The organism is Winslowiella toletana (assembly GCF_017875465.1).
In the GTDB taxonomy this organism is placed as follows: Bacteria; Pseudomonadota; Gammaproteobacteria; order Enterobacterales; family Enterobacteriaceae; genus Erwinia; species Erwinia toletana.
Window position 1 is genome coordinate 4,481,970 of sequence record NZ_JAGGMQ010000001.1, and the last position, 13,282, is coordinate 4,495,251.

General features: G+C 56.1%; 12 protein-coding genes. 10 read left to right on the plus strand and 2 right to left on the minus strand.

Features of this window, described 5'->3' with window-relative positions; all coding sequences use genetic code 11:
- Positions 1-2 precede the first annotated feature (2 nt).
- On the minus strand, positions 3-662 hold the full coding sequence (gene flgA, locus J2125_RS21000; protein WP_017801859.1) for a flagellar basal body P-ring formation chaperone FlgA: 660 nt from the start codon (positions 660-662) through the stop codon (positions 3-5).
- Positions 663-819: 157 nt separating this feature from the next.
- On the opposite strand from flgA, the gene flgB reads away from it, so the two are divergent.
- From flgB to flgL, 10 genes are all read left to right on the plus strand, one after another.
- Positions 820-1,233 (plus strand): flagellar basal body rod protein FlgB, encoded by a 414-nt coding sequence (gene flgB, locus J2125_RS21005; protein ID WP_017801860.1) that lies wholly within the window; start codon positions 820-822, stop codon positions 1,231-1,233.
- Positions 1,234-1,236: 3 nt separating this feature from the next.
- Positions 1,237-1,641, plus strand: a complete 405-nt coding sequence (flgC, locus tag J2125_RS21010) for a flagellar basal body rod protein FlgC (RefSeq protein WP_017801861.1) — start codon at positions 1,237-1,239, stop codon at positions 1,639-1,641.
- 12 nt (positions 1,642-1,653) lie between these two features.
- Positions 1,654-2,325, plus strand: a complete 672-nt coding sequence (gene flgD, locus J2125_RS21015; RefSeq protein ID WP_017801862.1) for a flagellar hook assembly protein FlgD — start codon at positions 1,654-1,656, stop codon at positions 2,323-2,325.
- A gap of 15 nt (positions 2,326-2,340) precedes the next feature.
- Positions 2,341-3,099: a flagellar basal body rod protein FlgF gene (locus tag J2125_RS21020; RefSeq protein WP_017801863.1), complete on the plus strand. Its 759-nt coding sequence runs from the start codon at positions 2,341-2,343 to the stop codon at positions 3,097-3,099.
- A gap of 17 nt (positions 3,100-3,116) precedes the next feature.
- Positions 3,117-3,899: a flagellar basal-body rod protein FlgG gene (gene flgG, locus J2125_RS21025; protein WP_017801864.1), complete on the plus strand. Its 783-nt coding sequence runs from the start codon at positions 3,117-3,119 to the stop codon at positions 3,897-3,899.
- A 70-nt stretch (positions 3,900-3,969) separates the two neighbouring features.
- Complete coding sequence (locus J2125_RS21030; RefSeq protein WP_026111802.1) at positions 3,970-4,674, plus strand: flagellar basal body L-ring protein FlgH; 705 nt, start codon at positions 3,970-3,972, stop codon at positions 4,672-4,674.
- A 9-nt stretch (positions 4,675-4,683) separates the two neighbouring features.
- Positions 4,684-5,793: a flagellar basal body P-ring protein FlgI gene (locus tag J2125_RS21035; protein ID WP_017801866.1), complete on the plus strand. Its 1,110-nt coding sequence runs from the start codon at positions 4,684-4,686 to the stop codon at positions 5,791-5,793.
- On the plus strand, positions 5,793-6,746 hold the full coding sequence (flgJ, locus tag J2125_RS21040) for a flagellar assembly peptidoglycan hydrolase FlgJ (RefSeq protein WP_017801867.1): 954 nt from the start codon (positions 5,793-5,795) through the stop codon (positions 6,744-6,746). The genes J2125_RS21035 and flgJ overlap by 1 nt, the downstream gene beginning before the upstream one ends.
- A gap of 127 nt (positions 6,747-6,873) precedes the next feature.
- Positions 6,874-8,532: a flagellar hook-associated protein FlgK gene (gene flgK / locus J2125_RS21045; protein ID WP_017801868.1), complete on the plus strand. Its 1,659-nt coding sequence runs from the start codon at positions 6,874-6,876 to the stop codon at positions 8,530-8,532.
- 26 nt (positions 8,533-8,558) lie between these two features.
- Positions 8,559-9,521 (plus strand): flagellar hook-associated protein FlgL, encoded by a 963-nt coding sequence (flgL, locus tag J2125_RS21050; RefSeq protein WP_017801869.1) that lies wholly within the window; start codon positions 8,559-8,561, stop codon positions 9,519-9,521.
- A gap of 236 nt (positions 9,522-9,757) precedes the next feature.
- Here flgL and rne read toward each other — a convergent pair whose 3' ends face one another.
- Positions 9,758-13,219, minus strand: coding sequence for a ribonuclease E (gene rne / locus J2125_RS21055; RefSeq protein ID WP_026111803.1), 3,462 nt, complete (start codon positions 13,217-13,219; stop codon positions 9,758-9,760).
- Between the last annotated feature and the right edge of the window lie 63 nt (positions 13,220-13,282).

The following is a 13,282-nucleotide window of genomic DNA, read 5'->3' on the forward strand; positions in this document are numbered from 1 at the left end:
CTTTATAGCGATATAAGAATATTCCCATCCGCATCCACCTTGCCACTGACTATCTGACCGTTACCCATCCGTACTCTTACCGCCTGCGCAGCAGTGGCGTTATTCATTGCGCGCCCTTCGCCGCTGGCGTTAAAGCCATCCCCTTGCGCAATCACCATCACGTTCTGACCGGCTTTTACACGCCACGGCTGACGCACCATCGACAGGGTAATCGGCTGGCCTGGCAGAATATCACGCACAGTGATGGCATCTGTTGCTTCCAGTGGATCAACCACCGCGCGTGAAGGCAGCGTATCGAGGCGTCCACGTTTAATCGTCAGATCTGCGGCGCTGACTGCACTGCCACGGGTTATCTGACGCGCCGCCACCACATAATCGCCAGTGACCTGTACCTGCACCTGCAGATAGCGGCGTTCCTGACCGCAGTTAGCTGCGACACTGATATTGCCCCACAGGCGGCTGTTGCCCGGCAGCGAGAACTGTGGCGTCTCACACTGTGGCCATTGCGCCGTCGGCGTGCGGAGCACAACCTGCATGCCTTTCGCATGGGCGGCATCACGCGCCTGAAAAAATTGCGTTAACTGAGCGGTCAGATCAGCGGCCTGTAGTTGCAGGCTGAATAAGCCGAACAGCCCCGCCAGTAAAGGTATTACCCCACGCATTGTCATCTCCCCCTGTAGCAGTATGGCGGAGATTTTACGCGCGAATGCCACAAGTCAATGCGGAAAATAGCGCCGGTTTTTAGCGCTATTCATTCGATAGTTCTTCCCCCCTCCCGCTTATCCTGTCCGCTCGAAATTCTCACTTTGCGGAGGAAGCATGCTCGACAAACTGGACGCAGCACTCAATTTTGGCACTGAAGCGCTAAACCTGCGGGCTCAGCGTCAGGAGATCCTGGCGTCCAATATCGCCAACGCCGACACGCCGGGTTACCAGGCGCGTGATATCGACTTTTCCAGCGAACTGAAACGCGCGGTGGAACAGGGTCGTGCGCAGGGTTCAGGGCTGTCGCTGGCGTTAACGTCGGCACGCCACATTCCTGTATCCAATGCGCAGGCGCCGGATCTCGATCTGATGTATCGCGTTCCTGACCAGCCAGCGATGGATGGCAACACGGTAGATATGGATCGCGAACGTACGCAGTTTGCGGATAACAGCCTGAAATACCAAACGGATCTGACACTTATCAGCAGTCAGATTAAAGGCATGATGAGCGTCCTTCAGGGGCAATAAGTTATGGCACTTTTAAATATTTTTGATATCGCCGGTTCGGCGATGACTGCACAGTCACAGCGAATGAACGTCAGCGCCAGTAACCTGGCCAACGCCGACAGCGTCACCGGGCCGGATGGTCAGCCCTATGTCGCTAAGCAGGTGGTGTTTCAGGTTGATGCCGCGCCAGGCGCGGCGACTGGCGGGGTGAAAGTCGCGCAAGTGGTTGACGATCCGACGCCCGCCAAACTGGTTTACGAACCAGGTAATCCGATGGCCGATGAGAAGGGTTACGTCAAGATGCCTAACGTCGATGTGGTCAGTGAAACGGTTAATACCATGTCCGCATCACGCAGCTACCAGGCAAACGTTGAAGTTCTCAACACCGTGAAATCAATGATGATGAAAACCCTGACCATGGGTCAATAACGGAGAAAAATAATGAGCGTATCGGTTAACGTCAACGAATCAACAGCACTGACCAGCACCAGTACCAGCACCAGTTCTGCCAGCTCCACCGCCAGCGACTTACAGAGTAACTTTCTGACGCTGCTGGTGACGCAGTTAAAAAATCAGGACCCGACCAACCCGATGGAAAACAGCGAGCTGACCACTCAGCTGGCGCAGATCAACACCGTAAGCGGGATTGAGAAGCTGAACACTACCTTGTCTTCGATCTCTGGCCAGATTAACAGCAATCAGGCGTTACAGGCCTCGTCGCTGATTGGTCAGGGCGTAATGGTTGATGGTTCGCAGATTCTGGCTGGCAGCGGTGTGACCACGCCGTTTGGCGTTGAGCTGGAAAGCGCCGCGACCGCCGCCACAGTCACCATTAAAGATTCCACTGGCGCAGTGGTTCGCACCATCGATCTGGGGGCCGTGACCGCTGGCGTCCATAGCTATACATGGGATGGCACCCTGGAAGATGGTTCGACAGCGCCAGACGGCAAATACAGCTTCACCGTTGCCGCCAGCAGTGGCAGCACCCAGCTGGTGGCGCAGCCACTGAATTATGGGCTGGTTAATGGTGTAACCACAAACACGGATAGCGCAGTGCTGGATCTCGGAACCCTGGGAACCGCCACGCTTGACGACGTTCGCCAGATTCTCTGACAGCAGGTTTAGATTATGGATCACGCGATATATACCGCTATGGGCGCTGCCACGCAGACGCTCAATCAGCAGGCAGTGACCGCCAGTAACCTGGCTAACGCCTCAACGCCAGGTTTCCGTGCGCAGCTGAATGCCTTACGCGCGGTGCCGGTTGAAGGACTGTCACTGCCGACCCGTACGCTGGTCACCGCTTCCACTCCGGGCGCTGATATGACTCAGGGCGCGATGGATTATACCTCTCGTCCGCTGGACGTGGGATTACAGCAGGATGGCTGGCTGGCGGTGCAGACCGCGGATGGCAGTGAAGCTTATACCCGCAACGGTAACATCCAGATCAATGCCACCGGGCAGCTCACCGTGCAGGGCAACCTGGTGATGGGTGACGGTGGTCCGATTGCGGTGCCGCAAGGTTCGGAACTGACCATTGCTGCTGACGGTTCGATTACCGCGCTGAATCCAGGCGAGGCTGCCAATGCCACCGTGCAGCTGGGGCGTTTAAAACTGGTTAAGGCTGAAGGCAAGGAACTGACGCGCGGTGATGACGGTATGTTTCGTCTGACCGCCAGTGCTCAGCAGCAACGTGGTGCGGTATTGCAGGCCGATCCGACGATAAAGGTGATGCCTGGCGTGCTCGAAGGCAGCAACGTGAAACCGGTGGCCACGATGGTCGATATGATCGCTAACGCGCGACGTTTTGAGATGCAGATGAAAGTGATCTCGGCTGTCGATGAAAACGAACAACGCGCGAACCAGATCCTTAACATGTCCAGTTAAGGACACAGGAAAACAATATGATTCGTTCTTTATATATAGCTAAAACCGGTCTTGACGCTCAGCAAACCAATATGGACGTTATCGCCAACAACCTGGCCAACGTCAGTACCAACGGCTTTAAACGCCAGCGTGCGGTGTTTGAAGATCTGATGTATCAGACCATCCGTCAGCCGGGCGCCCAGTCATCCGAACAGACCACCTTACCGACTGGCTTACAGATCGGTACTGGTGTGCGTCCGGTGGCCACTGAGCGTCTGCACAGCCAGGGTAACCTGTCGCAGACCAACTCGTCGAAAGACGTGGCGATCAATGGCCAGGGTTTCTTCCAGGTACAGATGCCAGACGGCACCGTGGCTTATACCCGTGACGGTTCGTTCCAGACCGACCAGAACGGTCAGCTGGTGACCAACGCTGGTTTCCCGGTGCAGCCGGCGATTACCATTCCGGCGAACTCCCTGAGCATGACCGTGGCGCGTGACGGTACCGTCAGCGTCACTCAGCAGGGACAGACCACGCCAGTGCAGGTAGGGCAGTTAACGCTGAGCACCTTTATCAACGATGCGGGCCTCGAAAGTATGGGTGAAAACCTGTACCAGGAAACGCAGTCATCCGGTGCGCCAACCGACAGTACGCCGGGGCTGAACGGCGCTGGCCTGCTGTATCAGGGTTATGTGGAATCCTCTAACGTCAATGTGGCGGAAGAGCTGGTCAACATGATCCAGACCCAGCGTGCATATGAAATCAACAGTAAAGCGGTCAGCACCTCCGACGAGATGCTACAGAAGCTGTCGCAGCTTTAAGCCGCTGATTTTGCAGTAAGGGCGGGGCTACTCTCGCCCTCATAACAGACTTTTAGAAGGTAGTGAATCCGTGGCGAAGCAATTACATCTCAAGCCTGGACGTTGGTTAGTAGCAGGTTTGCTCCTGACCCTTAACGGTTGTGCCTTAGTTCCGCGTACCCCTTTAGTGGAAGGCTCGACAACGGCTCAGCCGCTGCCAGCTTCGCCGCCGGTGGTTAACGGTTCAATTTTTCAGGGCGTGATGCCGATGAACTACGGCTATCAGCCGCTGTTCGAGGATCGTCGTCCGCGCAATATTGGCGATACCCTGACGATTACGCTGCAGGAAAACGTCAGTGCCAGTAAAAGCTCTTCAGCTAATGCCAGCCGCGATGGCAGCACCAGCGTCGGCCTGACTTCAGTGCCAAGCGCACTGAATGGTCTGCTGGGTGGCGATAAAACCGCGGTTGAAGGCACGGGCAAAAATGATTTCGCTGGTAAAGGCGGCGCATCCGCTAATAACACCTTTACCGGCACCATTACCGTTACCGTTAATCAGCTATTGCCGAATGGCAACCTGAAAGTGGTGGGTGAGAAACAGATTGCGATTAACCAGGGCACCGAATTTATTCGTTTCTCCGGTGTGGTTAACCCGCGCACGATTAGCGGTAGCAACGCGGTTGTCTCCAGCCAGGTGGCAGACGCACGCATTGAGTACGTCGGCAACGGCTATATCAACGAAGCACAGAACATGGGCTGGCTGCAGCGTTTCTTCCTGAACGTCGCACCGCTGTAAGAGGTAACAATGCGTAAACTATCTATTCTTCGCGCAGCATTTTGTCTGCTGCTTGGCGTCAGTTCACTGGCTTCCGCCGATCGCATTCGCGATCTGACCAGCGTACAAGGCGTACGCGGTAACTCGCTGATCGGCTACGGCCTGGTGGTTGGCCTTGACGGCACCGGTGACCAGACGACGCAGACGCCTTTTACTACCCAGTCGCTGAGCAACATGTTATCGCAGCTGGGAATTACCGTGCCGGCCGGCACCAATATGCAGCTGAAAAATGTGGCGGCGGTGATGATCACCGCCAGACTGCCCGCCTTTGGTCGTCAGGGGCAGCAGATCGATGTGGTGGTCTCCTCAATGGGTAACGCCAAAAGCCTGCGTGGCGGTACGCTGCTGATGACGCCACTGAAAGGTGTCGACAACCAGGTGTATGCGCTGGCGCAGGGCAATATTCTGGTCGGCGGTGCCGGAGCTTCTGCAGGTGGCAGCAGCGTGCAGGTTAACCAGCTGAATGGGGGGCGTATCACCGGTGGCGCCACCATTGAACGCGAACTCTCGACTAACTTCGGCACGGCGAATGTGATTAATTTGCAGCTGAACGACGAAGATTTCTCCATGGCGCAGCGGATCAGCGACGCGATTAACAGCCGCAGCGGTTATGGCTCGGCGCAGGCGCTGGATGCACGCACCGTGCAGATTCGTACCAGCGCTAACAGTAGCGCGCAGGTGCGTCTGCTGGCCGATATTCAGAATATCGATGTCTCCGTGCCGTTGCAGGACGCGAAAGTGATTATCAACTCACGTACCGGTTCGGTGGTGATGAACCGCGAAGTGATGCTGGATAGCTGTGCTGTGGCGCAGGGTAATCTCTCGGTTACCGTCAACCAGTCGCAGAACGTCAGTCAGCCGACCACGCCGCTGGGCGGAGGTCAGACGGTGGTGACGCCACAGACGCAGATCGACTTACGTCAGGAAGGCGGCGCGCTGCAGCGGGTGAACGCCAGTGCCAACCTCAACAGTGTGGTGCGTGCGCTGAATGCACTGGGTGCAACGCCGATGGATCTGATGTCGATTCTGCAGTCGATGCAGAGTGCCGGTTGTTTACGCGCCAAACTGGAAATTATCTGATGAATGCTAACTCTTCGCAATCGCTGACCAGCGCGGCGTTTGACAGCCAGTCGCTTAACGATCTGAAACGTGAAGCCGGTAGCGACCCGAAAGGGAAAGCGCTGCAGGTAGCGAAACAGGTTGAAGGTATGTTTGTACAGATGATGCTGAAAAGCATGCGTCAGGCGCTGCCGCAGAACGGTCTGCTGAGCACTGAACAGACGCGTATGTTTACCTCAATGTACGATCAGCAGGTTGCGCAGGAGATTGGCAATAAAGGGCTGGGACTGGCGGATACCATTGTGAAACAGATGGCGCCGTCGGTGGCGCCGGATGAGACCGCCGGTACTCTGCCGATGCTGCTGGATAAGAAGTTTATTAATACCTTGCCGCCGATCGAGCTGGAGCAGATGGTGCGCCGTGCGATGCCGAAACTGCCCGCGGCTGGAACCGGCAGCATGACGCTGAGCGGCGACAGCAGCGACTTTCTCGCCACGCTGGCGCAACCAGCGCAGGCGGCCAGCGCCGCAAGCGGTATTCCGCATCACCTGATTCTGGCGCAGGCGGCGCTGGAGTCCGGCTGGGGCCAGCGGCAGATTATGACCCGCGACGGCAAGCCGAGCTATAACCTGTTCGGGATTAAAGCTAACAGCAGCTGGCAGGGTGAGAAGACCGAGATTACCACTACCGAATATGAAAATGGCGTGGCGAAAAAAGTGCAGGCCAGTTTCCGCGTGTATGGTTCCTATACCGAAGCCTTAACCGACTACGTCAAGCTGATCAGCAATAACCCACGTTATGCCGCGGTTGCCAATGCCAGTACCCCCGAGCAGGGTGCGATGGCGCTGCAGGCCGCAGGTTATGCCACCGATCCTAAGTATGCACAAAAATTGATGGGAATGATCCAGCAATTCAAGAATATGGGCGAAAAAGTGGTGAAGGCTTACAGCAGCGATCTCAGTAAATTGTTCTGATTATTTTTCTCAAGTTTCACTTAAAAACGCCGATAACCATTACAGGCCGGAGGTGAGATGACACTTCTCCGGCAACTGTTAGCACTAATGCCGGCCCGAACATTGTGCGGGAAAACGAGGAACCGACATGTCCAGCTTAATTAACTCCGCAATGAGCGGTTTAACAGCCGCCCAGGCTGCGCTTAATACCACCAGTAACAATATCAGTAACTACACGGTTAGCGGCTATACGCGTCAGACTCTGGCGCTGAGTCAGGCGGCCAGCACCCAGGTTGGCGGCAGTTACTATGGTAACGGTGTCAATGTTGTCGGCGTCAATCGTGAGTATGATAGCTTTATCACCACCCAGCTGCGCGGCGCCAGCGCCTCAAGCAGCGCGCTCAGTGCGCAGTACAGCCAGATTTCCAACATTGATGATCTGTTCGCCAGTTCGACGACCAGTTTGTCAACCTCGATGCAAAGTTTCTTTACTGCCGTGCAAAACGTGGTGAGCAGTGCGGATGACGCTTCCGCGCGCCAGAGTATGCTGAGCCAGGGGCAGGGACTGGTCAGCCAGTTCAAAAGCACCGATGAATATCTGCGCAATCTGGAAAGCGGGGTCAATACCACCATCACTTCCAGCGTTGAGCAAATCAATACCTATTCCACGCAGATTGCCAACCTGAATAAGCAGATCACCAAACTGACTGCTGCAGGCACTGGCGCAAGCCCGAATAACCTGCTGGATCAGCGCGACCAGTTAGTCAGCCAGCTGAACGACATTATCGGTGTGACCGTTTCTGAACAGGACGGTAGCTACAATATTTCGATTGGCAATGGCACCCAGCTGGTCAGCGGCAACACCTCAAAGCAGCTGGTGGCGATGGCTTCCAGCAGCGATCCGACAAAGCTGACGGTGGGTTATGTCGATAATACCGCAGGCAATGTTGAGATCCCGGAAAAACAGCTGACCACCGGTTCGCTGGGTGGCACGCTGGCATTCCGTCGCGAGGATCTCTCCACTGCACGCAACCAGCTTAATCAGCTGGCGCTGGTGTTCGCGGACTCCTTTAACGCCCAGCACAGTGCGGGCTATGACACCGATGGCGACACCGGTATCGATTTCTTTACTGTTGGTTCGCCATCTACGGTCGCCAACAGTAAAAACAGCGGCACCGCCAGTCTGTCCGCCACTATCACCGACTCCAGTGCGGTGCAGGCGACGGACTATAACGTCTCTTATGATGGCTCCAGCTGGAAGGTGACCCGTTCATCGGATAATACCTCGGTCAGCTACACCACCGGCACCAACAGCACTACCGGTGATCCGACGCTGGTGTTTGATGGTCTGGAAGTCAGTATCTCTGGCAGCACGGGCGCCGCCGCCAAAGACAGTTTTGTGGTTAAGCCGGTCACTGATGCAATTGTCAATATGTCGGTCGCTATTACCGATGAAGGACAGATTGCCGCCGGATCGGCCGCCGGTAGCGGCGTAAGTGATAACACCAATGCGCAGAAGTTACTGAACCTGCAAACCAGCACTCTGGTCAATGGCAAAAGTACTTACAGCCAGGCTTACGCCACAATGGTCAGTGTTGTCGGTAACAAAACCAGTTCGCTGGAAACCGCCAGTACCACTCAGGATAGCGTGGTAACGCAGCTGACTACCCGCCAGCAGGCGATCTCGGGTGTCAGCCTCGATGAAGAGTATGTCAACCTGACGCAATTCCAGCAGTATTACCTGGCGAACGCCCAGGTGCTGCAGGCGGCATCGACTATCTTTGACGCGTTGATCAACATCCGTTAATGAATCAGAAATAAGGATTTAACGCTATGCGTATTAGTACCAGCATGATGTATAGCCAGCAGACCAAAGCGATCATTGACGCGCAGTCATCCTGGCTGAAAGCGGGGGAGCAACTCTCCTCCGGTAAACGTGTGGTTAACCCGTCCGATGACCCTATCGCCTCGGCGAATGCGGTGCTGCTGGCGCAAACTCAGGCGCAAAGCAAGCAGTTCGGTCTGGCACGTGACTTCGCGACCCAGAACCTGTCGCTGGAAGAGAGTACGCTGCAAAACGTCACCAGCAGCATTATCTCGGCGCAGAGTCTGGTGGTTAACGCTGGCAACGGCACGCTGAGTGACGATGACCGCGCCTCGCTGGCGACACAGCTCGAAGGTGTGCGTGGACAGCTGATGAACCTGGCGAACAGCACAGATGGCAACGGACGTTATCTGTTTGCCGGCTATAAGACCGATGCTGCGCCATTTGATGACAGCACCGGCACCATGGTCTACAACGGCGGCGATCAGGCTATCACCCAGCAGGTTGACGCTTCCCGCTCTATGACCATCAGTCATACCGGCAAAGAAATTTTTCAAACGCTGACCAGTACTGCAGAAGCAGAGCCGGATGGCAGCGCCAGCGAAACCGATCTGTTCAAAATGCTGGACGATGCGATTGCTGCGTTGAAAGTGCCACAAGATGGCGCTGATGAGACGACCACAGATGCTTATACCGCGGCGCTGGGTAAAGCGACTCGTGGTTTAGCCAATTCACTGAATAATGTGCTTAAAGTGCGTTCTGAGACCGGTACGCAGCTGGATGAGCTGGAAAAACTGGATGACCTGAGTGCTGATCGCGATCTGAGCTATACCACCCAGATGAGTAATCTGGTGGATGCCGATTACACCAGCTCTATTTCCTCTTACACCATGCTGCAGTCAGCGTTGCAGGCGTCTTATTCCACCTTTAGCAGTATGTCCAAGATGTCGCTGTTCCAGCTTAACTCGTAAATGATCATCCAAATTTGAACGTGCTTAAACCGGGTACGTTTTTTTTGTCCCGTTACTCGCTCACCAGCGGTTAACGGGATTTTTTTTGCCGGTAATCTGTCAGTCAGTGGATGCGATCTTTTGCTGGCGGGGAGATGCAGACTTGCAGAGATAAAAAAATCCCCTGACAGCATGCGCTGGCAGGGGATTTTTACGGGTAACGCCCATCGGTGAGATGGGCTGTTACTGCCAACAAGTTAAGGCTTGGTCGCCGGCGCCGTGGCCTGATGCGTTGCCGCATGGCCGCCTGCGGAGCCTTTACCCTCAAAGGCGTAGTCCGGACGTACCCAGTCGCTGTGACGTGCAGGCTCCTGCTGCCACTCTGGCGCAGGTGCTTTGGTCATCGGCGCGGTTGCGTGATGCTTAAAGTTAACCGATGCAGCCACTACTGGCGCGATAGCGGTATCACGTGCAGCAACCGGTGCATGTGGCTCACTGACGGCGATAGCTGGCGCTTGTGGCGCGCTGACTGCGGTAGCCGGTGCTTCAGTTTCCACTGCCGGCTCTTCGGCAACCACGTCTGCTGCGGCAGTCACTTCTTCCACTTCGGCGGCAACTTCTTCACTGACATCCGCAACGTTGTCGCTGGCGATCTCACTGATGATTTCAGCTACCGGCTGTGGCGCGTCCTCAGTCACTTTTGGCGCTTCTTCAGCGGCTTCCAGTGCTTCGGCTACTGCTTTGCTGGCGTCATCGGCGGGCTCAGCGGCGGCGGCAGTCTGTTCAGCAACCGCTTCATCTGCGGCGGCAATCACGGCAGGTTCTTCGTTTACCGGCGCTTCAATCGCTGCGGTCTCTTCAGTCTCCACCAGGGTGACTTCCGGTTCTGGCAACTGCTGTGGCTCAACTTCCGCTACCGGCTGCTCAGCATTGATGCTTTCCGCAGCAGCGGCGACGGTATCGCTCTCAGGCAGCGCGACAGCTGCGGCGCTCAGTTGCGGCTGCTGCTCTTCAGCTACGGCTTCTGGTGCGCTATCAACCACGGTCTGCTCGTCCGCACTCTGTGCCACCGGGTAGGTGATCCACACTTTGCCGGATGCCATTTCTGGCGACGCCGCGGCGAAGCCAAGCGGCATCGGTGACTGTGACGGGTAACGCTCGTCACGGTAACGGCGACGACGCTGACCACTGACACGCAGATGGCGCGGCGAACGACGTGAACGACGTGGCATGCTGTCACGGTTTTCTGCGTCATCTTCTTCGGCACCGGTCTCCACTGGCGCAGGCTGCACCACAGGGAATTCGCGCTCGTCTGCCAGCAGCGGCGCTGGCGCGGCTTCTGGCTCTTCAGCAACGCTGGCAGCCGGAGCTGATTCGAAACGAATTTTCTGGCTCAGCTGGCGCGGCTTACGACGCGGCATCACCTGCACGTTCTCTTCGTTATCTGCTTCAGGCGCAATCGCGGCGACAGCGGCGGGTTCTTCAACTACCGGCTGCTCGCTCTTCGCTTCCTGCTGTTGCTGACGCTTCTCGTCCTGACGACGACGCTGGCGTTCCGCACGTTGCTCGCGACGCTGCTGCTGTTGCTCGTCACGCTGTTGCGCGCGGGCTTCGTCACTCTGCGCCGGTTGCAGATCGTCACGCGGCTCTGCTGCTGCGACTGCGGCGGCAGGGCGTCTGTTACGACGATTATCTTCGCGGCCTTCACGACTTTCGCGATTATCGCGGGAATCACGATTATCGCGGTTGTCACGATTGTCACGATTGTCACGATTGTCGCGGTTGTCACGGCTTTCGCTATTACGTTCGCGGTTGTTGCGCTCACCACCACGTTCGCCACTACGATCGCGACGGTTGTTGTTATTGCGGCGATTGTTGCGACGGTCGTTACGCTGAGGCGTCGCTTCAGTCGCAACTGCTGGCTCGCTGACTTCCTGCTGCGGCTGGGCGCTGCTGCTGGTTTCTTCAGAAGCAAACAGTTTCTTCAGACCACCCATCAGACGGCTGAACAGGCCCGGCTGTGGCGCGGCGGCGGCGGCTGCATGTTGTACGGCTGGCGCTGGTTGCGGTTCTTTGGCCGGCGCAGTGCTTTCCTGCGGTGCAGGTGGCGCATCTGGCATGACAAAGGCGGCAAGGGCAGGTTGCTCAGGACGTTTACGCTCGGCATGCTCTTCTTCAGAAGGCAGCGCCATTTCAGCTTCATGCAGCTTCGGCAGGTGGTAGCTGAGGGTTTGCGTCTCTTCACCAATGCGTACACGCAGGACTGAGTAGTGCGGCGTTTCCATCTGATCGTTCGGCACGATGATCGCGCGCACACCGCCCTGGCGTTTTTCAATCGCACTCACTGCATCACGTTTTTCGTTCAGCAGGTAAGAGGCGATTTGCACCGGAACAATGGCATGCACTTCTTTGGTGTTCTCTTTCAGCGACTCTTCTTCAATCAGACGCAGAATGGAGAGTGACAGCGACTCGTTATCACGAATAGTGCCGGTGCCGCTACAGCGTGGGCAGACGTGATGGCTGGACTCACCCAGTGACGGGCTGAGGCGCTGACGCGACATCTCCAGCAGGCCGAAGCGTGAAATATGGCTGATCTGGATGCGCGCACGATCCTGACGTACCGCTTCACGCAGACGGTTTTCTACCGCGCGCTGGTGGCGTACCGGGGTCATATCGATAAAGTCGATAACGATCAGGCCACCCAGGTCACGCAGACGCAGCTGGCGGGCGATCTCATCGGCCGCTTCCAGGTTGGTGTTGAATGCGGTCTCTTCGATGTCGCCGCCGCGGGTGGCGCGTGCGGAGTTGATATCGATAGCGGTGAGTGCTTCGGTGCTGTCGATAACGATAGAACCGCCTGACGGCAGGCGCACTTCACGCTGGAAGGCGGACTCAATCTGCGATTCAATCTGGTAGTGGCTGAACAACGGGATTTCACCGGTGTACAGTTTAATTTTGCTGCTGAAATCCGGACGACCAAGGGCGGCGATATGCTGACGCGCCAGCTCCAGCACTTTCGGATTGTCGATCAGGATTTCACCGATGTCCTGGCGCAGATAGTCACGGAAAGCACGGACGATAACATTGCTTTCCTGATGGATCAGGAATGGAGCAGGGCGGCTGTCGGCGGCTTTCTTAATCGCTTCCCAGTGTTTCATACGGAAGCTGAGATCCCACTGCAGGGCTTCGGCAGATTTGCCTACGCCTGCGGTGCGCACGATCAGACCCATGCCATCCGGCAGTTCCAGTGAAGAGAGCGCTTCTTTCAGCTCGGTACGGTCGTCGCCTTCGATACGGCGCGAGATGCCGCCCGCACGCGGGTTATTCGGCATCAGTACCAGATAGCTGCCCGCCAGGCTGATAAAGGTGGTTAAGGCTGCGCCTTTGTTACCACGTTCTTCTTTATCAATCTGAACAATTACTTCCTGGCCTTCACGCAGCACGTCTTTAATATTTGGACGGCCATGAGAATTGTAATTCGCAGGGAAATATTCGCGGGAGATTTCTTTCAGAGGTAGGAAACCATGTCTTTCGGCACCGTAATCGACAAATGCAGCTTCAAGACTCGGTTCAATGCGGGTGATCTTTCCTTTATAGATGTTGGCTTTTTTCTGTTCGTGTCCTGGGCTTTCGATATCCAGATCGTACAGTCGCTGTCCATCAACCAGGGCAACACGCAACTCCTCCTGTTGAGTTGCGTTTATCAACATTCTTTTCATCGTAACTTACTCATTATTCTTACATTAGTGACAAAGCTACGGGCATGGTAACGCTGGACAATG